Raw genomic sequence first — 20357 nt, 5'->3', positions numbered from 1 at the left:
GGGTGTTGCCTGAGACGGTTCGGTCCGGCACTGGCTCGTAAACCCCAAGCCCCCCGCCCACGGGTCTGCGTCGGATCGAACCAACCTCGGTTTCTCTCTTGGAGAAATCGAGTGCGACGATCCCAAAACCTAAATGACCGGCGTCAGAAGCAAGCTGACGTCGGTTTTTTATTTTATTGGCCGAGTGAATGCGCGGCCTTCCCTTCTCCCCTTGTGGGAGAAGGTGTCGCCGAAGGCGACGGATGAGGGGTGTTGCAGCTTGGCAATTTGCTTGAAATCGCCGCTGCCTCATTCCTTCGACGCTGCGCGCCGATCCACCACCTGGGGCGAGTCGTGGGCCTCGCCCGCCCTTCGGGCCCCACAAGGGGAGAAGGAGAGGGCGTTCAGGGCTTGTGGATCAGGGCGGCGCCCAGGATGGGGCCCGGCATGCCGTCCTTGCCCACCGATTGCAGCAGCACGGCGCAGCCGCCTTTCTTGGCAATCACGCTCATCGGCAATTCGTAGCGCTGCGCCTTGCCGTGCCACATGCCGGCGGTCTGGATGCCGGAGACGGCGTTCCAATAGGTCATGCTGCGGCCGGTGTTCTCGCCCTTGCCGATCTTGATCGTCTGCGGCGGGTCGAAATAGACGATGACGACATGGGCATCGCTGGGGCCGCTCCCGGCATCGCCGGCGTCGATGATGACGCGGTCGCTGGTCCGGCTGACGTCGATGGGGACCTGCATGCCTTCGCCGGACGTTTCCATGCGGGCGAGCGCGCCGTCGACTTCCTCGCGGCGGGCGCCGTTGACATGACTGCGGCCATTGATGACGGCCTGCGGCGTATAGACCGAGCGGCTGCCGAAGGCACGCATATATTCATACTGCCGCTCGGTGTTCTCCTTGCGGCTCAGCGTGTCCTTCCAACCGAGATAATCCCAGTAGTCGACGTGATAGGCGAGCGCGACGATGTTCTCCTTGGCGGCAAGCTCGGCGAAAAACGCATCGGCCGGCAGGCAGGAACTGCAGCCCTGGCTGGTGAAGAGCTCGACCACGCCCAAGGGCTGGCCGACCAGGGATTTATCTGTCTGGGAGCGATCGGCCTCGCCGGCAAGCGCATTGGCGGCAAGTCCAGCTCCGGCAAGCACCGAGAGGGCCAGCGCAAACGCCGCAAGCCGCAATGGTCTTCGAGGTGTCATAGCCGTTTCGACTCCCGCCGGTGATGGCCGGCTTTGTTCTGGTTGGCGAAATATGTGGCAGAAGCGGCAGTCAACGGGAAGTCACGTTGCGGTGAAAATTTTACCGCTGCAGCCAACTGCAAGGGCGCTCCAGGACGGGCTACACTTCAGGGTAGATACCGATTCGGGCAACAATCAGCATGTGGCAAACTCTCCTGACTCCGGTCGACCTGTACTGCGAGCGGGTCGGGCCACAGTTCTGGGCCGAACCGATCAACGCACTGACCAATCTGGCTTTTCTTGTCGCCGGGCTGTGGGGTGTCCGGGAGGTGCGCCGGCGTGGCACAGGCATCTTCGCCGAAATGCTGGCCTGGTGGGTGGTGGCGATCGGCATCGGCTCGGCGCTGTTCCACACCTTTGCCAACCATGCCACGGTCTGGGCCGACGTGCTGCCGATCGCCGGGTTCACGCTGGCCTACACGCTGTTCAACCTGCGCCGTTTCCTCGGCATGAAATGGGGCAAGGCGATCGCCATCTTCTTCGCCTTCTATGCCGTCACCGGGTTGTTGACCTGGGCCGTGCCGGACTGGCTGCGCCAGGCATCGAACGGCACGACCGGCTACCTGCCGCCCTTCCTGGCGCTCGCCTTCTTCGGCGCCTGGGCGGCGGCGAGCGGCAACCGCGCCGGCTGGTACAATCTGGCGGGCTCGGCGATCTTCGTCGTGTCGGTCATCTTCAGGACGATCGATCCGCTGGTCTGCGGCAGCTTCCCGCTCGGCACGCATTTCCTGTGGCACATCCTCAACGGGCTGATGCTCGGCGTGCTGCTGGCGGCGGCAGCGCGGTTCGGAGGGCCGAAATTAGGGCAGTATGGCAGTAGGGCAGTAGGGCAGTAGGAGTAGGGAATAGGACGAGGCAGCGGAGGCGACTTTTCCCCTACTGCCTTACTGCCCTACTCCCTTACTCCCCTCTCTATGCGGCTAGATCGCGCAGCACATATTGCAGGATGCCGCCGTTCTTGAAGTAGTCGAGCTCGTCCAGCGTATCGATGCGGCAGATGATCGGAATGTTCTTCACCGTGCCGTCGCCATAAGTGATCTTCGCAATCATCTTCTGACGCGGCTTGATGGCGCTCAGTCCGTCGATTTCGACCAGTTCGTCGCCCTTGAGGTTGAGCGAGGCCCATGAGGTGCCCTCCTCGAAGACGAAGGGGATGACCCCCATGCCGACCAGGTTCGAGCGGTGGATGCGCTCGAAGGACTGAGCGATGACCGCGCGAACACCCAACAGGTTGGTGCCCTTGGCCGCCCAGTCGCGCGACGAGCCGTTGCCGTATTCGACACCGGCGAAGATGACCAGCGGCACGCCTTCCTTCTTGTACTCCATGGCGGCGTCGTAGATCGATTTCTCTTCCTTCGACGGATAGTGGATCGTGTAGCCGCCCTCGCGGCCGTTCTCGCCCAGCATGTGGTTGCGGATGCGGATATTGGCGAAGGTGCCGCGCATCATCACCTCGTGATTGCCGCGCCGTGTGCCGTATTGATTGAAGTCGGAAACGCCGACGCCATGATCGATGAGGTACTTGCCGGCCGGCGAGGCCGCCTTGATTGAGCCGGCCGGTGAGATGTGGTCGGTGGTGATCTTGTCGCCGAACAGGCCGAGCACGCGGGCGGCCTTGATGTCGCCGATCGTGCCGAAGCCCGATGTCATGCCAGCGAAGTAGGGCGGGTTCTGCACATAGGTCGAATTGTTGTCCCAGGAATAGGTCTGGCCTTCCGGCGCCTTGACGTCCTGCCAGTTTTCGTCGCCCTTGAAGACGTCGGCATATTTGCGGGCGAACAGTTCGCGCGTCACGTTCTTCTCGATGAACTCCTGGATCTCGACCGAGCTCGGCCAGATGTCCCTGAGGTAGACCGGGTTGCCGTCGCGGTCCTCGCCGAGCGGTTCGGTGGTCAGGTCCTTGGTCACGGTCCCGGCCAGCGCGTGGGCGACGACCAGCGGCGGCGAAGCGAGGTAGTTCGCCTGCACGTCGGGCGAGACGCGGCCTTCGAAATTGCGGTTGCCGGAAAGCACCGCGGCAGCAATCAAGCCCTTGTCGTTGATGGTCCTGGAGATCGGCGCCGGCAACGGGCCGGAATTGCCGATGCAGGTGGTGCAGCCGAAGCCGACCAGGTTGAAGCCGATCTGGTCGAGTTCCTTCTGCAGGCCGGATTTCTCCAGATATTCGGCGACGACCTGGCTGCCCGGCGCCAGCGATGTCTTGACCCACGGCTTCTGCTTGAGCCCGAGCCGGTTGGCGTTGCGTGCCAGCAACCCGGCGCCGATCAGCACGCTCGGGTTCGAGGTGTTGGTGCAGGAGGTGATGGCGGCAATGACGACGTCGCCATGGCCAAGGTCGTAGTCGGTGCCCTCGACGGCATAGCGCTTGTCGATTTCGACCGCCTTCCTGTATTCGGTTTCCATCGCCTTGACAAAGCCGGCCGGAATGCCTTCGAGCGCGACCCGGCCCTCTGGACGCTTGGGGCCGGCCATCGACGGCACGACACTGCCGAGATCGAGCTCGAGCAGGTCGGTGAAGACCGGATCGGCCGACCCGGTATCGCGCCACATGCCTTGCGCCTTGGCGTATGCCTCGACCAGCGCGATGCGGTTTTCCTCGCGGCCGGACATGGTGAGGTAGCGGATGGTTTCGCCATCGACCGGAAAGAAGCCGCAGGTCGCGCCATATTCGGGCGCCATATTGCCGATGGTGGCGCGGTCGGCCAGCGTCATGTTGGACAGACCCGGACCGAAGAATTCGACGAACTTGCCGACGACGCCCTTCTTGCGCAGCATCTGGGTGACGGTGAGCACGAGATCGGTGGCGGTGACGCCTTCCCTGAGCCTGCCGGTGAGCCGGAAGCCGATGACTTCGGGCAACAGCATGGAGACGGGCTGGCCAAGCATCGCGGCCTCGGCCTCGATGCCGCCAACGCCCCAGCCGAGCACGCCAAGGCCGTTGATCATGGTGGTGTGCGAATCGGTGCCGACGCAGGTGTCGGGGTAGGCGGTGGTTTCGCCGCCTTCGGAGTTGGTCCACACGACCTGACCGAGATATTCGAGATTGACCTGGTGGCAGATGCCGGTGCCGGGCGGCACGACGCGGAAATTGCGGAAGGCCTGCTGACCCCATTTCAGGAATTTGTAGCGTTCCTCGTTGCGCTCGTATTCAAGCTCGACATTCCGGGCGAAAGCCAGCGGCGTGCCGAACTCATCGACGATGACCGAGTGGTCGATGACCAGGTCGACCGGCACCAGCGGATTGATCTTTTGCGGGTCGCCGCCGAGCGAGGCCATGGCATCGCGCATGGCGGCCAGGTCGACCACGGCCGGAACGCCGGTGAAATCCTGCATCAGCACGCGGGCCGGGCGATAGGCGATCTCGACCCCGGCGGTGCCCCTGTCGGTCAGCCAGCCGGCGACCGCCTGGATGCTCTCCTTGGTGACGGAACGGCCGTCCTCGTTGCGCAACAGGTTCTCCAGCAGCACCTTCATCGAATAGGGCAGTTGGGCGATGCCGGTGAGGCCGTTCTTCTCGGCCTCGACGAGGTCGTAGTAAACATAATCGGAGCCGCCCGCGGTCAGCGTGCGGCGGCAATTGAAACTATCGAGGGATTCTGACACGTGCGATCCGTCCTTGTCTGTTCAGCCTGAAAGGGAACGGACGCCGATGGCATGCAATCACGCGCAAAGGTGCGGGTACGGCCATTTCCGCTGTCCGTTCCCAGCCAACCCGAGCCGTTCAAGGCGGCGCGTGCGCTGGTTCGGCGCTAATTCGCTTCCCGTGCCGACCGCTGGCACGGATGCCCCGCATATAGAGAATTTCCTGGAATAGTTCTAGACAGTCGAACGGCTATTTTGTGCGATGCGGCAGCTGCCGTGGCGCGATGTTTTCGGGACGGGCATGGAATGCGGCTGATCGCCGAAAATCTGGGCGGCGAACGCGGCGGCGAGGCGGTTTTTTCCGGCCTCGACTTTGCCCTTGGCAAAGGCCAGGCGCTGATCGTCACCGGGCCGAACGGCGCGGGAAAATCGACACTGCTCAGGGTCGTTGCCGGGTTGCTGCCGGTGGTGGCAGGCCGTTTGCTTGTCGAAGGTGGCGGTGAGGATTTTCCGTCGGTCGCCTCGGCCTGCCACTATCTCGGCCACCAGAACGCGATGAAGACGGCGCTGAGCGTGGCGGAGAATCTGCGCTTCTGGCGCGATTTTTCGGGCGCGGATTTCTTGAGCGCCGAAGAGGCGCTGGCAATGGTCGGGCTTGACGGTATCGGCCATCTGCCGTTCGGCTATCTCTCCACCGGACAACGCCGCCGCGCGGCGATCGCAAAACTGCTGGTCAGCCGGCGGCCGCTGTGGCTGCTCGACGAGCCGACGGCCGGATTGGACAAGGCTTCAGAAGAGCGATTCGGCCGGCTGATGCGGGAGCATCTGAACGAGGGCGGAATCATTATTGCGGCGACGCATCTGCCACTGGGGTTGGAGGGGGGTGCCTGGGCAAGGGCATCTAAAACCATGCTAGCCCTCTTCCTGCGCGATATCCGCCTGAGTATCCGGGCCGGCGGCGGGGCGCTGACCGGCGTGATCTTCTTTCTCGCGGTGATCGCCACGATCCCGTTCGGCGTCGGGCCGGACCTCAATCTGCTTGCCCGCATCGGCCCGGCGATCCTGTGGATCGGCGCCTTGCTGGCTTGCCTGCTCGGTCTCGACCGATTGTTCCAGGCCGACCGGGAAGACGGCTCGCTCGATCTGCTGGTGCTCGGCGACGACCGGCAGATGCTGGCGCTGACCGTGCTGACAAAATGCCTGGCGCATTGGGCAGGAAGCGTGCTGCCGCTGGTCATCGCGGCACCCCTGCTCGGCCTGTTCATGAACATGGAGCCGATCGGCATCGGCGCCACGGCGCTGACCCTTCTGGTCGGCACGCCGGCGATTACCTTCATCGGCGCTGCCGGTGCGGCGGTGGCGGTGGCACTGCCGCGCGGCGGGCTGCTGATCTCGGTGCTGGTGCTGCCGCTGACCATCCCGGTGCTGATCTTCGGCGTCTCGGCAAGCTATGGCGCGGTGGCGAACCCTGATCCGTTTCTGCAGCCTTTCCTCATTCTTGCCGCGCTGACCTTGTTTCTTGCCGTGCTGGGGCCGGTTGCGGCAGCGTTGGCGCTGCGCCATGGAACCGACTGATTTGGCCGGCCATGGTGGTGATTACAGGGCGTCAAAGGCTGCGGCGCTGCTGTCGATTGCGAAGCCGATGACGCAGGGTTAAAGGAAGGCATGTTGGAACGAAGCGCAATGGTCCGGCTGAAAGGTTTTGCACCGGAGGAGCGACCCCTATGAGCGCGCATGCGCTCTATGTGACCGCTGCCTATGCCATTACGGCCGTGGTGCTGGCCGGGCTGATCGGCTGGATCCTGCTCGACCAGCGTGCACGCAGACGAGACCTCGCCGAGCTGGAAGCGTCCGGCGTGCGGCGGCGCTCCGATAAGGCGGGGAAATCATGAGCATGGAGACGGAAACGCCGGCGCGCTCACGCCGCCTGATCGTGCTGTTGCCGCTGCTGATTTTCCTCGGGCTGGCGGGGCTGTTCCTGACGCAGCTGCTGTCCGGCCGCGACACTTCGGAAGTGCCATCGGCGCTGATCGGCCTGCCGGCGCCGCAGACCAATCTGCCGGCGCTGGAGGGCATGAATTTGCCGGGGCTCGATTCCAGGCAGTTTGCCGGCAAGGTCACGCTCGTCAACGTCTTCGCGTCGTGGTGCGGGCCGTGCCGCGACGAACATCCGCTGCTGCTGGCGCTGTCGCAGGACAAGCGCTTCGTCATCGCCGCCCTCAACTACAAGGACCAGCCGGAAAACGCCCGCCGGTTCCTCGGCGATCTCGGCAACCCGTTCCAGGCGATCGGCGTCGACACGGCAGGGCGCGCGGCGATCGACTGGGGGGTCTACGGCGTGCCGGAAACCTTCGTCGTTGGCAAGGACGGCAAGATCGCCTACAAGCACGTCGGCCCGCTGACGCCGGGCTCAGCACAAGCGCTGCTGCTGCCGGAGATCGAGAAGGCGCTGGCAGCACCCGGCTGATGGCCCCGCCGTTTCGTCATCCTTGGGTCTTCACTCCGCTTTGCGTCGTTACGCCCAAGGATTACGAACGTGATAGGTCGACCGAAGATTCAGCCGTAGACCTGCTTGTGGACCTGGTAGAGCATTTCGCTGCGGTCGGCGCGCATGTCGGCCAGATCGCGGCTGGAAAACGAATCGATTTCGGCGATGAGGCGGTTGTATTGCCGGCGCTTGGCGATGCTGGTGCGAGCGCGGCTCATTAGACTGTCGAGAATCATAGCGAGGTTCCTTCTGTGCCGCATTGTTGCGGCAGGTTGTTCCTCCCTGATCGATACGCAGCATGACATAGTTATGGTGCATCGCAAAAAGAAGATGTTGCAATGCACCATTGCGCTGGGCGCATAGCCGGTTAACGGCGCATGGGCCCGTCCTTCCATCCGTCACTCGAGCAAGGGCCGCATTGCCTGTCCCGATACAACGATCTTGCCATATCGATCGCCGGCTGGCTTGATCGCGCCGGCACCAACGATTTGCATGACCCGGGAGAAAACCATGGCCGAAGACTACGAAATTCTCGATCCACGCTTTGCGCGGCTGTTCAACGGCAACGCACAGGTGGACAAGCTGTTCACCGGATGCCGGTGGGCGGAAGGGCCGGCCTGGTTTGCGGCCGGCCGTTATGTGGTCTGGTCCGACATTCCCAACAACCGCATGCTGCGCTACGACGAGACCGACGGCAGCGTCAGCGTGTTCCGGCAGCCGTCGGGCAATTCCAATGGCAACACCGTCGACCGGCAGGGCCGGCTGGTCACTTGCGAGCATTCGGGCCGCCGCGTCAGCCGCACCGAGCATGACGGCTCGATCACCACCATAGCCGACAAATGGCGCGGCAAGCGGCTGAACTCGCCCAACGATGCGGTGGTCAGGTCCGATGGTTCGATCTGGTTCACCGACCCGACCTACGGCATCGATACGGATTATGAGGGCGACAAGGCCGAGAGCGAGATCGGCGCCTGCCATGTCTACCGGGCCGACCCCGGCACCGGCGAGATCGAAGCGGTGATCACCGACATGGTCAGGCCCAACGGGCTTGCCTTCTCGCTCGACGAGAGCAAGCTCTATGTCGTCGATACCGGCCGCACGCATGGCGCGCAGAATCCGGCGCATATGCGGGTGTTCGATGTCGACGGGGCCGGCAAGAAGATCTCAGGCGGAAAGGTCTTCGCCGATTGCACGGCCGGCCTGTTCGATGGTTTTAGGCTCGACGACCAAGGCCGGATCTGGACCAGTGCCGCCGACGGCATCCATTGCTACGATCCCGACGGAACGCTGATCGGCAAGATCAAGGTGCCGGAAGTCGTCGCCAATTGCGTGTTCGGCGGCGGCAAGCTGAACTGCCTCTACATCGCCGGCACGACCTCGCTCTACATGGTCCGGCTGATGGTCAACGGCGCAAAGACATTTTGAGCGGTCCTGGGGTCTTCGAAGAGGTTGCTGCGCGTGACTCGTTCGTCGGCGAGACCAATGTCGCGGCGTTGAGACCGAAGGGAAATTTGCGAGAGGCTGCGGGACAGCGCCCCGCTCTGCCCTGCCGGGCATCTCCCCCACTTGGGGGCTTCGTCGCCGACGCGCTTAGCGTTCGCTCCGCCCGGGATAACGAAAGCACGGTGGCCGCCGCTTAACGCGACCGGATGAAATCGGCGAAGGCCGAAATGGCGTTGTGCATTGCCAGTTGGCTTGCCGGCTCCGATAGGATTTTGTCCACCTCCGGTGGCCTCTTGCCGAGCAGGGCGATTTCGAGCGCGGTGTCTTCAAAAAGCGCGAAAGACATGGTGCGCATGATCTCGGCCAGAGCCGCGCGGGCAAACAGCGAGCGCGGCGAGGCGTGCACCAGCATGGCCGGCTTGGCGACAGCGGCGTCGCGCGACACCAGCCAGTCGAGCGCGTTCTTCAGCCCGCCCGGCACGCCATGGGCATATTCAGGGCAGGAGACGATCACACCGTCAGCGGCGGTGACCGCGTCGATCAGCGCGGATGCTTGCGGTGGCGTCCGCTCGCCTTCGTCATCCGGATTGAAAATCGGCAAGCGGCCTAGCTCGTCATAGACGATGACGCGGCAGCCAGTCGGCGCATTTTGCGCCAAACCCGCGGTCAACGCCGAATTGGTCGAGGCGGCGCGCAGGCTGCCAGAGATTGCAAGGATGTTGAGCAAAGGAATGGAGATCAGCTTGGACGATTCGTTGCCGGGCACACTACCACATGGTGTGTTTGTATTCTTCGTCCAGCCAGCGATCGGTCGCCTCGGCCGAATCGGCAAGCGCCAGCTGGTCGCGCAGGATCTGGCCGAGCGTCGGCAGCGTCGCGCGGTCGTACCAGGTTTCCGGCTTCCACAGATCGGAGCGCATGAAAGCCTTGGCGCAATGCATGTAGGCGGCCTTGACCGTCACCAGGACGACGCTTTGCGGTTCCTTGCCGTCGACGGCGAGCCGCTCGCGCAAAGCCGCATCGACGGTGATGCGGGCGTCGCCGTTGACGCGCAGCGTCTCGTTCATGCCCGGGATGAGGAAGAGCAGCCCGACCGAAGGGTTGAGAAGAATGTTCTCCAGCGTGTCGAGCCGGTTGTTGCCGGGCCGGTCGGGGATGGCGATGGTCTTCTCGTCGAGCACGGCGGCAAAACCCGGCCTATCGCCCTTCGGCGTCACATCGGCATTGCCGGCGCAGTCCGAGGAGCCAATCAGCACGAAGGGGCTTTTGCCGATGAAGGAACGGCCGTGGCCATCCAGCGCCTTCAGTTCCTTGCGGATCGAGCCGTCGGTCGGCCGAGGCGTCTTGTAGATCGTTCTCAGCTCTTCGCGCGTGGTGACGAATTCCATGCCCTCTCCTTAAAATCGTTACTTGCCGGGCTTCCCTTCCGTTCCGGTCTTGCCTTCAAGCGAATGGCGCATGATCAGCGGCATCTGGCTGAAGGTGAAAAGAAGGGTGATCGGCATGATGCCCCAGACCTTGAAGGTAACCCAGGCGTCGGTGGAAAAATTCCGCCAGACCACTTCGTTGACAAGGGCCAGGAACAGGAAAAACAGGCCCCAGCGGAAGGTGAGTTTCTTCCAGCCCTCGGCATCGAGGCTGAAGGCCGAATCGAAGACGTAGCCGAGCAGCGACTTGCCGAAGAACAGGCCGCCGAGCAGCACGCCGCCGAACAGCATGTTGACGATTGTCGGCTTCATCTTGATGAAGATGTCGTCCTGCAGGTAGAGCGTCAGCGCGCCGAAGACGAAGACGACGACGCCCGACACCATCGGCATGATCGGCAACGTGCGGGTGAGCAGCCAGGACGCGGCCAGCGCGATCGCGGTCGCGGCCATGAACAGGCCGGTAGCGACGAAGATCGGTCCGCCGAATTCGGCCAGCACCGGAAATTTCTGCGACAGCCATGCGCCACGGGCGTTGGCGAAGAAGAACACCATCAACGGGCCGAGCTCCAGCACCAGCTTGAGCAGCGGATTGACGCCTTCCTTCTTCTGTTTCTGCGGGTCGGACGGGTCGCGTTCGAGGATGCGCGGGTTCATAGGCTTTCCTTCTTGCGCATGATCCTGTCCAAAAAGTCTGCAACTTCCTGGGATCAAGCTTGTTATGCCACTCCAGCGATCGCCCTGGCGAACTCGCTTGCGGAGAATGGTTCGAGGTCGTCGACCTGTTCGCCGACGCCGATGAAATAAACCGGCAATTTGTGCTTTGCCGCAATCGCCACCAGAATACCGCCGCGTGCCGTGCCGTCCAGCTTGGTCATCACCAGGCCGTTGACGCCGGCGACATTGCGGAAGATCTCGACCTGGTTGAGCGCGTTCTGGCCGGTGGTGGCGTCGACCGTCTGCAGCACGGTGTGCGGCGCCTCCGGATCGAGCTTGCCCAGCACCCGGACGATCTTTTCGAGTTCCGCCATCAGCTCGGTCTTGTTCTGCAGCCGCCCGGCGGTGTCGATGATCAGCACGTCGGAGCCGGCTTGCCTGGCCTGTTCGAAGGCATCGTAGGCGAGGCCGGCGGCGTCGGCGCCAAGCTTCGAGGCGATGACCGGCGACCTGGTGCGCTCGCCCCAGATCTTCAATTGCTCGATCGCGGCGGCACGGAACGTGTCGCCGGCGGCGAGCATCACCGACAGGCCGCCGTCGGTCAGCTTTGCCGCCAGCTTGCCGATGGTCGTGGTCTTGCCGGTGCCGTTGACGCCGACGACAAGGATGACATGCGGCTTGTGGCTGAGGTCGAGCTCCAGCGGCAAGGCGACATGGGTCAGCACCTTCTCCACCTCGGTCGCCATGATGGCGCGGACTTCCGTCTCGGAGACGTCCTTGCCGTAGCGGCTGGCAGCCAGCGAATCGGTGATGCGCAAAGCCGTCTCCATGCCGAGATCGGCGCGGATCAGCACGTCCTCCAGATCCTGCAGCGTGTCCTCGTCGAGCTTGCGCTTGGTGAAGACGCCGGCGATGTTGCCTGACAGTTCCCGGGAAGAGCGGGCGAGCCCCTCCTTCATGCGCTGGAACCACGAGCGTTTCGGGGCCGGTTCCGGCGCCTTCTGCGGTTCGGCTCTCTGCTCGACGTTCCTGGTGACGGTGACCTTGCCGGGAGCCGGCTTTGGCTCCGGCGGCGGTTGTGGAACGGGCTCGCGCTTTACCTCCCCCGCGATGGGGGAGGTCCCGAGCGAAGCTCGGGGGTGGGGGTGACTGGCGCCCGCGCCCGCGCGGTCACCCCACCCCCCCCCGGGGGGCGGGCCCCCCCCCAGCGCGGGCGGGGGGGGGGGGGGGGGGGGGGGGCGGGCGCGGGCGGGCGGGCCGGGTGTCACCAAACCCCGCCGCTTCGCGGCGACCCTCCCCATCGAGGCGAGGGTGGGGCGCTGGAATGGCTTCAGGTTCGGGCGCGATCTCGGTAAGGACCGGCTTCGCCTCGATCGGCGCTGGCTGGCGAATGGGGGGCGGGATTTCGGCCGTCGGTGCGGCATCTTGCGCAGGTTCGCGCTGCCCCTCACCCTTACCCTCTCCCCGTGAAGGACGGGGAGAGGGGGGCGTCAGCGCAGCCGCTTCTTCCTCGGCCTCTGCGGGAGTGGTTCCGGCGGCGCGATCAGCACCCTTCTCCCCGTCCCTATACGGGGAGAAGGTGCCGGCAGGCGGATGAGGGGCGGCGCCAGCCGCTGATGATGGAAGCTGAGTGGACGCTTCGACGGACGCAGGTTCGGGTTGTTTCTTCGGGGCGATTTCCGGCTGCTCGGGCTCAGGAACGTCCTGCGGCTCCGGAGTTGGCTCGGGAATGACGGGAGCAGCCGGAATCTGCTCTGGCTCTTCGACCGGATCAGGCTCCGGCTGAGCAGGCTCGGCCTCTTCAACAGGCACCGGCTGTGCCGGAGGCGCAGCTTCCGCTTCGGGCCAAGGCTCTTCGCGTTTCAAAAATTCCGGAACGGCTTGCTCGGCCGCCGGTTTCAGTGCCTCGAGCGCGTCCCATTTGATCGGCGGCAGCGGTGCGGTCTCGTCGATCCGCTCCTCGACCACTTCCTTCTTGCCGAACGAAAAAATCTTCTTGAGAAAACCAGCCATGTTCTTGCGTCTCAGGCGGCGCGGGCGGCAAGCGGCGCCGCGATCAGCCGCGAGCCGTCATCGCCGGCGATAGCGGCCTCGACGATTTCGCCCGGCGCACCCTCGGAGATCGCGGCAAGCGTAAACCCTTCGGTGCGGCCGAGCCCGTCGCGCTCGACCAGGATCGACTGGCGTGTTCCGGCGAGCGAGGAAAGGTGGCTGCGATAGGCGGTGTCACCGGCGGCGCGCAGCCGTGCAGCACGCTGCTTGACCAGTTCGCGGCGAAGCTGCGGCATGCGCGCGGCGGGGGTGCCTTCGCGCGGCGAAAACGGAAAAACGTGGAGATGCGTCAGGCCGCATTCCTCGACGATCTCCAACGATTTTTCGAACATGGCGTCCGTCTCGGTCGGGAAGCCGGCGATGATGTCGGCGCCGAAGACGATGCCGGGACGCAATTTGCGCAAATCCTGGCAAAAACGGATCGACTGATCCCGGTTGTGCCGGCGCTTCATCCGTTTCAGGATCATGTCGTCACCGGACTGCAGCGACAGATGCAGATGCGGCATCAGCCGAGGCTCGGTGGCGATGGCGTCGAGCAGATCGTCGTCAGCCTCGATCGAATCGATCGAGGAAAGGCGCAGGCGTTTCACGTCAGGCACCTGCTTCAGGATTGTCTTGACCAATTTGCCGAGCTTCGGGCTGCCCGGCAGGTCGGCGCCGAAACTGGTCATGTCGACGCCGGTCAGCACGATCTCGGCATAGCCATTGCCGCTCAGCCGCTTGACCTGCTCGACCACGGCGCCCATCGGCACCGAGCGCGAATTGCCGCGGCCATAGGGGATAATGCAGAAGGTGCAGCGGTGGTCGCAGCCGTTCTGAACCTGGACGAACGCCCGCGCCCGGCCTTCGATGGCGTCGACCATGTGGCCGGCCGTCTCGCGCACCGAAAAGATATCGTTGACGCGAGCCTTCTCGGTGTCGTTGACGCCGAAATCCGGCAGCGCGCGATAGGAATGCGCCTTCAGCTTTTCCTCGTTGCCAAGGACGAGATCGACCTCGTCCATGGCGACGAAATTCTGCGGCTCGGTCTGCGCGGCGCAGCCGGTGACGATGATGCGGGCGGCCGGATTCTCGCGGCGGGCCTTGCGGATCGACTGTTTTGCCTGGCGCACCGCCTCGCCGGTGACGGCGCAGGTGTTGAAGATGATGGCGCCGCCTTCCAGCGCGCCAAGGCCGGCGCTTTCCGCCTCTCGCCGCATCACCTCGGATTCATAAGTGTTCAGCCGGCAGCCGAAGGTGACGACGTCAACACCTTTGGGAAGAGCGGGGCCCTTGGCAAGAGCGGCCATCAAGCGGCGCTTTCGGTGTCGCGGGCCCACACGCCGGTCGCCGGGTCGAAGCTGCCGGAAAATTCCCATTCGGCGGCACCGGTGAGGATGACGTGGTCGTCGCCGCGCCACTCGACATGCAAGGAGCCGCCGCCGGGCGTCACCAGGGAGACGCTGCGTCCGGTCCGCCTGGTGCGCGCCGCGGCGACGACGGCGGCACAAGCCGCCGTGCCGCAGGCCTTGGTCAGGCCGGCGCCGCGCTCCCAGGTGCGGATGACCATCGTCTCGGTCGAGGTCACCCGCGCGATGGTGATGTTGGCTCGTTCGGGGAAGATCGGGTGGTTTTCGAGCAGCGGACCGAAGCGGTCGAGCTCATAGGACCAGACGTCGCGGTCGACCCAGAAGATGGCGTGCGGATTGCCCATCGACACGACCGAGGGCGAGTGCAGCACCGGCGCGTCGATCGGGCCGACCTGCAGCTCGATCATGCGGGTATCGCGGAATTCCTCGGCGAGCGGAATATCCTGCCAGCCAAAACGCGGCTTGCCCATGTCGACCGAGATCAGCCCGTCGGCATGTTCTTCGGCGTTGAGGATGCCGGCGACGGTCTCGAAGGCGAATGTCTTCTGGCCGGTCTCGGCGGCAAGTGCCTGCACCACGCAGCGCATGCCGTTGCCGCAGGCCTGCGCGCCAGTTCCGTCGGAATTCAGGATGTCGATGAAAAAGGCAGTGTCCGGCGTTCTGGCGTCGTGGATCGCCATGATCTGATCGAACTTCGTCGCGGCATCGGCATTGAGCGCAAGGGCGGCAGCCGGCGCCACCCGGTCGGCGCGACCGCGCATGTCGGCAACGATGATTTCGTTGCCGATGCCGTTCATCTTGGCGAAGGGGGCAGTGCTTGCCATGGATCGAAAGGTCTCATGCCGGTTTGGCGCCTATATGGCGGATAGCGGCCGGAATTACCAGTGCGAGACGCCAGCGCGACGTGCGTCGACTTGGACGCACAAAGTACGCTCTGACATTTTTAAACCTGCGCATCGTGCTTCCTGAAAATCGATTCCGATTTTCGGGCGGATGCGGTCTATGCCACCGCCAAGACGCCAAGCATGACCAGCAGGAAGATGATCAACACAATGCCGATGAGAATGCGGGCGCCGGTGGCGGCGGCTCCGGCCAATGCCGGCATGCCGAGCAGGCTGGCCGCGGCCGCGATTATCAGAAGAATCACAATCCATTTGATCATGGGAAATCCCTCGCAGCCGACGGTTGTGGACCACCACCAACGCGTTTACGACGTCCCGGGTTCCCCCGGGGGCTCTGGGGGGCCGGGTCGCCAGCCTAGAGCGCCGGCACGTCCCAGACTTCGCCGGGACGCAGGGCGCGAAAGCGTTCTTGCGGGACACCTTGATCGTTGAGGGCCTCGCCCAGCTTTCTTGCCGGCTCGTCGATCGGCTCGTTGGTGAGCCGGAACGTGCCCCAATGGCAGCCGGCGGCATAGGCGGCGTTGCACAACAGCATGCCTTGCACCGCCTCCTCCGGGTTCTGGTGGTGTGGCGCCATGAACCAGCGCGGCTCGTAGGCGCCGATCGGCAGGATGGCGAGGCGGAAGCCGCCGTGCCTTGCGGCCATCAGCCGGTAGTTGATGCCATCGTGGAAACCGGTGTCGCCGGCGAAATAGACCTTTCCGCCCGGCGTCTCGACCACAAAACCCGCCCACAGCGCCATGCGCCGGTCGCGGGTGCCGCGCGCCGACCAATGGTGCACCGGCTCGACATGGATGGCGACGTCCTTGCCGATCTCGACCCGTTCGCCCCAGTCATGCACGGAAAGCCGCATTCCGGGAACGCCATCGTCGATGATGGCGTCGTTGCCGAGCGGCGTCAGCACCAGCGGGTCATGCTTTGTCTTCAGCCGCTTCAGCGTGGCGAGGTCCAGATGGTCGTAGTGGTTATGGCTGACCAATACGAGATCGATCGGCGGCAGGGTGGAAAAGGCGATGCCGGGCGGATTGACCCGTTTCGGCCCGGCAAAGGGGAGCGGCGAGGCGCGCCGCGACCAGACCGGGTCGGTGAGGATGTTCAGGCCGGCTGTCTGGATGAGCAGCGTGGAATGGCCGACCATGGTCAGCCTCAGTTCAGAGCCGTCGATCCGTTTGGCCGGTGTCGCCTGATGAAACGGACTTGGATTCGCCGACGGCCATTTCGAGCGTTCGCCGCCCAGCTGCCACTTCAAAAGATCGGAAAAGCGGGCAGGCAACTTGCCGTTGGGATTGAAGAACAAGGTGCCGTCGAAATGATCGCTGGGCGGCCCGCTATAGTAGCGGTTGGCCGCCCTTTTCCTCGCAGCCAAGATTTCGCCTCCGGCAAGGTTCGGTTTCATCAGAGATAGGACCGAAGCGGGCTGGCGCAAGCATTTGGCGGCCGGACGCCAGGGGCAGGCCTGTCCTGGCAAACCGCTGCGCAGTCTCGCGTCAGACCCCCAGGACAGGTTTTCGGGCGGCACGCATTTGTGGCAAAGTTGCAACAGGTGCCGCCGCAAATGCTATTTTAACCATACAGGGTTGAAATTTTGCCACCTTCTCCGTCTTGGTAAGGGGGATATTGTGCGGACGGCAGCCCGGCCGGACCCGACGGAGGTTTGAAATGAATTTTTCGAAAACCGGTCTGCTGGCCGTATCGCTGGCCGCGCTCTTTGCGAGCGGCTGTTCAACGTCACGGTTCTCGCCGATGGACCAGCAGCCGGCGCCGCTGCAAGCCGCGCCCTCCGGCACGGTGACCGCAAACCAGCTGCCGCCGCCGGCGTCGCCTGGCACCGCCGACCCGTCGAAATTTCCGACGGCGCCGCAAGGCCCTCAGGTCGCCTCGCTGCCGCCGGACGGAACGGCTCCGGCCGGAGCCCCGGATCTTACCGCAAGCAGCGTCGCCGGCGTGTGGAAGGCCAGCGTGTCCGGCCAGAGCTGCCAGGTGGCGACGCCGCAAACCAAATTCGGCTCCGGCTATCGGGCTGGACCACTGCATTGCCCGGCGCCGATCGACGGCATCAAATCCTGGAACGTCGCCGGCAAGCAGTTGACGCTGTACGACGCGAATGGCGGCACGCTGGCACGGCTCTATTCCTCGGGCGGAGAGAAATTCGACGGCCAGACTTCCAACGGCCTGCCGATCTCGCTTACAAGAGGCTGACCCGCCCGCCCTTATTGTTTTTAGGCGATTCCGAAAACCGCTACACATTTTTCTTGGAATTGCTCCGGAACGACGTGACCGATGCATCTGCGTGACGGCCTTCAGACCCATGCGACCGTCCGGCAGCGTTACGACCATTGGGTCGATACGGGCGTGATCGACCGCGATCCGGCGCAGGAGCGGGTCGTCGCGGCACTCGATCGGTTGATCGACGAGATTTCGGCAAAACGGCTGGCGCACAAATCGAGCGCGCTGGGCTGGCTGTTCGCTCGCAAGCGCGAGACGCGCGAGGCCGTCAAGGGCCTCTATATCCACGGCGGCGTCGGCCGTGGCAAGACCATGCTGATGGACATGTTCTTCGAGCTGGTGCCGGTCCGGCGCAAGCGCCGTGTGCATTTCAACGACTTCATGGCCGATGTGCAGGACCGCATCCAGAAGCACCGGCAGGCGCGTAAAGAGGGCACCGTCAGGGAAGACGACCCGATCGCGCCGGTGGCCCGCGCGTTGGCCGAGGAAGCCTGGGTGCTGTGCTTCGACGAGTTTTCCGTCACCGACATCGCCGATGCGATGATCCTGTCGCGGCTGTTCTCGGCGCTGTTTGCCAACGGCGTCGTGCTGGTCGCCACGTCCAATGTCGCGCCGCAGGATCTCTACGGCGACGGCTTGAACCGCAAGCTTTTCCTTCCCTTCATCGGCATCCTGGAGCGGCATGCGCAGGTGATTGCCCTCGATGCCGACAAGGACTATCGGCTGGACAAGCTCAGCCGCCTGCCGGTCTATGTCACCCCTGCCGATGCCGCGGCCGATGCTGTCCTCGATGAGGCCTGGAAAGTGATGACGCATGGCAGGCCGACGGAGGCAGCGGCCCTGACCGTGAAGGGCCGGCAGATCGTCGTGCCGCGCGCCGCCGGCGAAGCGGCGCGGTTTTCCTTTGCCGATCTCTGCGAAAACCCGCTCGGTGCCCGAGATTTCCTGGCGATTGCCGGCCGCTTCTCGACCGTCTTCATCGATCATGTGCCGGTGCTTGGCGAAGGCATGCGCAACGAGGCGAAGCGCTTCATCCTGCTGATCGACACGCTCTACGACCATCATGTGCGGCTGGTGGTGAGCGCCGCCGCACCGCCAGCGGAGCTGTATACGGCTAGGCGCGGCAACGAGGTCTTCGAGTTCGAGCGCACCGCGTCGCGGCTGATCGAGATGCAGAGCCACGAATGGCTGGAAGACTGGGTGGAGAGGCAGAAGGCGCGGGTGGTGCCTGCGGAGGCGAGGCAGGTTCGGGCCTGAACCTCATTTCGTAGAGTTCCGGCACACCCCCTCTGTCCTCCGTCGTCAAAACCGCCGATCTCCCCCCATGTGGGGAGATGTCCGGCAGGACAGAGGGGGGCGCTGTCCCGCCGGCGTCTATAGTCGATACACATACATGACGAACGCCTCCGCCGGCCCGTGCGGCTCCTTGCGCGACTCATAAAGCGCCTGGGCCGCCACATTGTCCGGCTCGGTGCCGACCCAGGCCTCCTCGCAGCCATGCTCCCGGCCGAGCTCAAACATGGCGTCGAGCATCTTCGTCGCTATGGCCTGGCGCTGGAAGGCCGGCGCCACGCCGACTTCGTCGATGTAGAGTTCGCTCACCTTGTCCGGGTGGCGGTGGATGACGGCCGCGCATTGGCCGACGACTGTGCCATCGGCCAATGCCACGATCATGAAATGACCGGGTTCGCGGAGATACGCTGCCAACCGATCCAGCCTGACGGGTTCATCGAACACATCTTCGGCGACCCGCATCACAAGGGCGTCATCGCCGGAAAACAGCCTTCTTATTTCCATCTTCATTGCGTAACTTTCCCAAGTCGGCTCAATTCTTTTGACGTTTACGTAAATCCCAATCCATCTAACCGATTGAAAAATCTCACTCCAAAATAATCGTTTGAATATTTTATGCGCCGGGGCTATTGGGTGCGGCGAAATCTTCGCGGCTTCCCCGCAGCATTCCGGCCTCCTTCCTCGACGCCGTCATCCAATTCCTTAAGGGATTGGGCGCCGTCACAGTCTAAAGGGAAAACATCCTGACATGGCACGCAACAAGATAGCGCTCATCGGCTCGGGCATGATCGGCGGCACGCTCGCCCACATGATCGGCCTCAAGGATCTCGGCGACGTTGTGCTGTTCGATATCGCTGAGGGCATCCCGCAAGGCAAAGGGCTGGATATCGCGCAGTCGTCGCCGGTTGATGGGTTCGATTCCAGGCTGACCGGCGTCAACGATTATGCCGGCATCGAGGGTGCCGACGTCTGCATCGTCACCGCCGGCGTGCCGCGCAAGCCCGGCATGAGCCGCGACGACCTTCTCGGCATCAATCTGAAGGTCATGGAGCAGGTTGGCGCGGGTCTCAAGAAATACGCGCCGAAAGCCTTCGTCATCTGCATCACCAACCCGCTCGACGCCATGGTCTGGGCGCTGCAGAAGTTTTCCGGCCTGCCGAAGAGCCATGTCGTGGGCATGGCCGGCGTGCTCGACAGTTCGCGCTTTCGCTATTTCCTGGCCGAAGAGTTCAAGGTGTCGGTCGAGGATGTCACCGCCTTCGTGCTCGGCGGCCATGGCGATTCCATGGTGCCGATGATCCGCTATTCGACGGTCGCCGGCATCCCGCTGCCCGACCTCATCAAGATGGGCTGGACCTCGAAGGAAAAGCTCGACCAGATCGTGCAGCGCACCCGCGACGGCGGCGCCGAGATCGTCGGCCTGCTCAAGACCGGCTCGGCCTTCTACGCACCGGCCGCCTCGGCGATCGCCATGGCCGAAGCCTATCTCAAGGACAAGAAGCGCGTGCTGCCCTGTGCTGCGCATCTCTCCGGCCAGTATGGTGTCAAGAACACCTATGTCGGCGTGCCGGTGGTGATCGGCGCCGGCGGTGTCGAGCGCGTCATCGAGATCGAGCTCGTTAAGGCCGAGCAGAATATGTTCGACAATTCGGTGGCGGCGGTGCAGGGCCTGTGCGAGGCTTGCGTCAAGATCGCTCCGCAACTCGCCGCCAAATGATCCGAAG

General features: G+C 64.0%; 20 protein-coding genes and 2 pseudogenes. 9 read left to right on the top strand and 13 right to left on the bottom strand.

Going from position 1 to position 20357, the window contains the following annotated elements:
* Positions 1–383 precede the first annotated feature (383 nt).
* Positions 384–1178: a DUF1223 domain-containing protein gene (locus AC0L3D_RS13095; RefSeq protein WP_091592176.1), complete on the bottom strand. Its 795-nt coding sequence runs from the start codon at positions 1176–1178 to the stop codon at positions 384–386.
* A gap of 179 nt (positions 1179–1357) precedes the next feature.
* Between AC0L3D_RS13095 and AC0L3D_RS13090 the strand changes: the two genes are divergently transcribed.
* On the top strand, positions 1358–2053 hold the full coding sequence (locus tag AC0L3D_RS13090) for a ceramidase domain-containing protein (RefSeq protein ID WP_473644588.1): 696 nt from the start codon (positions 1358–1360) through the stop codon (positions 2051–2053).
* A gap of 76 nt (positions 2054–2129) precedes the next feature.
* Here AC0L3D_RS13090 and acnA read toward each other — a convergent pair whose 3' ends face one another.
* A complete protein-coding gene (gene acnA / locus AC0L3D_RS13085) occupies positions 2130–4820 on the bottom strand; it encodes an aconitate hydratase AcnA (RefSeq protein WP_473644586.1) in 2691 nt (896 codons plus the stop codon).
* A 285-nt stretch (positions 4821–5105) separates the two neighbouring features.
* Here acnA and ccmA point away from each other — a divergent pair.
* From ccmA to AC0L3D_RS13065, 4 genes and pseudogenes are all read left to right on the top strand, one after another.
* A pseudogene (ccmA, locus tag AC0L3D_RS13080) lies at positions 5106–5681 on the top strand (heme ABC exporter ATP-binding protein CcmA); the annotation flags it as partial.
* A gap of 27 nt (positions 5682–5708) precedes the next feature.
* On the top strand, positions 5709–6374 hold the full coding sequence (ccmB, locus tag AC0L3D_RS13075) for a heme exporter protein CcmB (RefSeq protein ID WP_023803343.1): 666 nt from the start codon (positions 5709–5711) through the stop codon (positions 6372–6374).
* A gap of 149 nt (positions 6375–6523) precedes the next feature.
* Positions 6524–6691, top strand: a complete 168-nt coding sequence (ccmD, locus tag AC0L3D_RS13070) for a heme exporter protein CcmD (protein WP_023803344.1) — start codon at positions 6524–6526, stop codon at positions 6689–6691.
* Positions 6688–7266: a DsbE family thiol:disulfide interchange protein gene (locus tag AC0L3D_RS13065; protein WP_023803345.1), complete on the top strand. Its 579-nt coding sequence runs from the start codon at positions 6688–6690 to the stop codon at positions 7264–7266. The genes ccmD and AC0L3D_RS13065 overlap by 4 nt, the downstream gene beginning before the upstream one ends.
* Positions 7267–7355: 89 nt before the next feature.
* On the opposite strand, the gene AC0L3D_RS13060 is transcribed toward AC0L3D_RS13065, so the two are convergent.
* A complete protein-coding gene (locus AC0L3D_RS13060; RefSeq protein WP_473629511.1) occupies positions 7356–7505 on the bottom strand; it encodes a hypothetical protein in 150 nt (49 codons plus the stop codon).
* A gap of 292 nt (positions 7506–7797) precedes the next feature.
* On the opposite strand from AC0L3D_RS13060, the gene AC0L3D_RS13055 reads away from it, so the two are divergent.
* Positions 7798–8712 carry an SMP-30/gluconolactonase/LRE family protein gene (locus AC0L3D_RS13055; RefSeq protein ID WP_473524083.1) on the top strand — a complete coding sequence of 305 codons (915 nt, stop codon included), beginning with the start codon at positions 7798–7800 and terminating at the stop codon, positions 8710–8712.
* A gap of 211 nt (positions 8713–8923) precedes the next feature.
* Here the strand turns inward: AC0L3D_RS13055 and AC0L3D_RS13050 are convergent, their stop codons facing one another.
* The 9 genes and pseudogenes from AC0L3D_RS13050 to AC0L3D_RS13010 all read right to left on the bottom strand — a co-directional run bounded on the left by AC0L3D_RS13050 (position 8924) and on the right by AC0L3D_RS13010 (position 16480).
* A complete protein-coding gene (locus AC0L3D_RS13050) occupies positions 8924–9457 on the bottom strand; it encodes an NADPH-dependent FMN reductase (protein ID WP_473629510.1) in 534 nt (177 codons plus the stop codon).
* Positions 9458–9497: 40 nt separating this feature from the next.
* Positions 9498–10118, bottom strand: coding sequence for a pyridoxamine 5'-phosphate oxidase family protein (locus tag AC0L3D_RS13045; RefSeq protein ID WP_473629483.1), 621 nt, complete (start codon positions 10116–10118; stop codon positions 9498–9500).
* An 18-nt stretch (positions 10119–10136) separates the two neighbouring features.
* Entirely contained in the window at positions 10137–10811 is a 675-nt protein-coding gene (locus tag AC0L3D_RS13040) for a septation protein A (protein ID WP_023803351.1), read from the bottom strand.
* A 62-nt stretch (positions 10812–10873) separates the two neighbouring features.
* A pseudogene (gene ftsY, locus AC0L3D_RS13035) lies at positions 10874–11914 on the bottom strand (signal recognition particle-docking protein FtsY); the annotation flags it as partial.
* Positions 11915–11981: 67 nt separating this feature from the next.
* A complete protein-coding gene (locus AC0L3D_RS13030) occupies positions 11982–12824 on the bottom strand; it encodes a hypothetical protein (RefSeq protein ID WP_473644584.1) in 843 nt (280 codons plus the stop codon).
* 11 nt (positions 12825–12835) lie between these two features.
* Positions 12836–14152: a tRNA (N(6)-L-threonylcarbamoyladenosine(37)-C(2))-methylthiotransferase MtaB gene (mtaB, locus tag AC0L3D_RS13025; protein WP_473644582.1), complete on the bottom strand. Its 1317-nt coding sequence runs from the start codon at positions 14150–14152 to the stop codon at positions 12836–12838.
* A complete protein-coding gene (gene dapF, locus AC0L3D_RS13020) occupies positions 14152–15036 on the bottom strand; it encodes a diaminopimelate epimerase (protein ID WP_473644580.1) in 885 nt (294 codons plus the stop codon). The genes mtaB and dapF overlap by 1 nt, the downstream gene beginning before the upstream one ends.
* A gap of 176 nt (positions 15037–15212) precedes the next feature.
* A complete protein-coding gene (locus tag AC0L3D_RS13015) occupies positions 15213–15374 on the bottom strand; it encodes a DUF1328 family protein (protein ID WP_023803355.1) in 162 nt (53 codons plus the stop codon).
* A gap of 95 nt (positions 15375–15469) precedes the next feature.
* Positions 15470–16480, bottom strand: coding sequence for an MBL fold metallo-hydrolase (locus AC0L3D_RS13010; protein ID WP_473644578.1), 1011 nt, complete (start codon positions 16478–16480; stop codon positions 15470–15472).
* 293 nt (positions 16481–16773) lie between these two features.
* Between AC0L3D_RS13010 and AC0L3D_RS13005 the strand changes: the two genes are divergently transcribed.
* Together AC0L3D_RS13005 and zapE are read left to right on the top strand one after the other, a co-directional pair.
* Entirely contained in the window at positions 16774–17313 is a 540-nt protein-coding gene (locus AC0L3D_RS13005) for a protease inhibitor Inh/omp19 family protein (protein ID WP_128170462.1), read from the top strand.
* Positions 17314–17394: 81 nt separating this feature from the next.
* Positions 17395–18597: a cell division protein ZapE gene (gene zapE, locus AC0L3D_RS13000; RefSeq protein WP_128245823.1), complete on the top strand. Its 1203-nt coding sequence runs from the start codon at positions 17395–17397 to the stop codon at positions 18595–18597.
* Between the two features lie 117 nt (positions 18598–18714).
* Here the strand turns inward: zapE and AC0L3D_RS12995 are convergent, their stop codons facing one another.
* The gene (locus tag AC0L3D_RS12995; protein WP_128175380.1) at positions 18715–19143 is read right to left on the bottom strand and encodes a GNAT family N-acetyltransferase; all 429 of its coding nucleotides are present in this window, start codon (positions 19141–19143) and stop codon (positions 18715–18717) included.
* Between the two features lie 238 nt (positions 19144–19381).
* Between AC0L3D_RS12995 and mdh the strand changes: the two genes are divergently transcribed.
* Positions 19382–20350 (top strand): malate dehydrogenase, encoded by a 969-nt coding sequence (mdh, locus tag AC0L3D_RS12990; protein WP_473644576.1) that lies wholly within the window; start codon positions 19382–19384, stop codon positions 20348–20350.
* The last annotated feature ends 7 nt before the right edge of the window (positions 20351–20357 follow it).

The organism is Mesorhizobium sp. WSM4837, assembly GCF_055811435.1.
The sequence above is the reverse complement of the archived record's forward strand: the minus strand, read 5'-3'. Positions and strand labels throughout refer to the sequence as shown.

Coding starts and splice junctions, on each gene's coding strand:
- AC0L3D_RS13095 (WP_091592176.1), bottom strand. CDS start 1,178: ATGACACCTCGAAGACCATTGCGGCTTGCGGCGTTTGCGCTGGCCCTC.
- AC0L3D_RS13090 (WP_473644588.1), top strand. CDS start 1,358: ATGTGGCAAACTCTCCTGACTCCGGTCGACCTGTACTGCGAGCGGGTC.
- ccmB (WP_023803343.1), top strand. CDS start 5,709: ATGCTAGCCCTCTTCCTGCGCGATATCCGCCTGAGTATCCGGGCCGGC.
- ccmD (WP_023803344.1), top strand. CDS start 6,524: ATGAGCGCGCATGCGCTCTATGTGACCGCTGCCTATGCCATTACGGCC.
- AC0L3D_RS13065 (WP_023803345.1), top strand. CDS start 6,688: ATGAGCATGGAGACGGAAACGCCGGCGCGCTCACGCCGCCTGATCGTG.
- AC0L3D_RS13060 (WP_473629511.1), bottom strand. CDS start 7,505: ATGAGCCGCGCTCGCACCAGCATCGCCAAGCGCCGGCAATACAACCGC.
- AC0L3D_RS13055 (WP_473524083.1), top strand. CDS start 7,798: ATGGCCGAAGACTACGAAATTCTCGATCCACGCTTTGCGCGGCTGTTC.
- AC0L3D_RS13045 (WP_473629483.1), bottom strand. CDS start 10,118: ATGGAATTCGTCACCACGCGCGAAGAGCTGAGAACGATCTACAAGACG.
- AC0L3D_RS13040 (WP_023803351.1), bottom strand. CDS start 10,811: ATGAACCCGCGCATCCTCGAACGCGACCCGTCCGACCCGCAGAAACAG.
- AC0L3D_RS13030 (WP_473644584.1), bottom strand. CDS start 12,824: ATGGCTGGTTTTCTCAAGAAGATTTTTTCGTTCGGCAAGAAGGAAGTG.
- mtaB (WP_473644582.1), bottom strand. CDS start 14,152: ATGGCCGCTCTTGCCAAGGGCCCCGCTCTTCCCAAAGGTGTTGACGTC.
- dapF (WP_473644580.1), bottom strand. CDS start 15,036: ATGGCAAGCACTGCCCCCTTCGCCAAGATGAACGGCATCGGCAACGAA.
- AC0L3D_RS13015 (WP_023803355.1), bottom strand. CDS start 15,374: ATGATCAAATGGATTGTGATTCTTCTGATAATCGCGGCCGCGGCCAGC.
- AC0L3D_RS13005 (WP_128170462.1), top strand. CDS start 16,774: ATGAATTTTTCGAAAACCGGTCTGCTGGCCGTATCGCTGGCCGCGCTC.
- zapE (WP_128245823.1), top strand. CDS start 17,395: ATGCATCTGCGTGACGGCCTTCAGACCCATGCGACCGTCCGGCAGCGT.
- AC0L3D_RS12995 (WP_128175380.1), bottom strand. CDS start 19,143: ATGAAGATGGAAATAAGAAGGCTGTTTTCCGGCGATGACGCCCTTGTG.
- mdh (WP_473644576.1), top strand. CDS start 19,382: ATGGCACGCAACAAGATAGCGCTCATCGGCTCGGGCATGATCGGCGGC.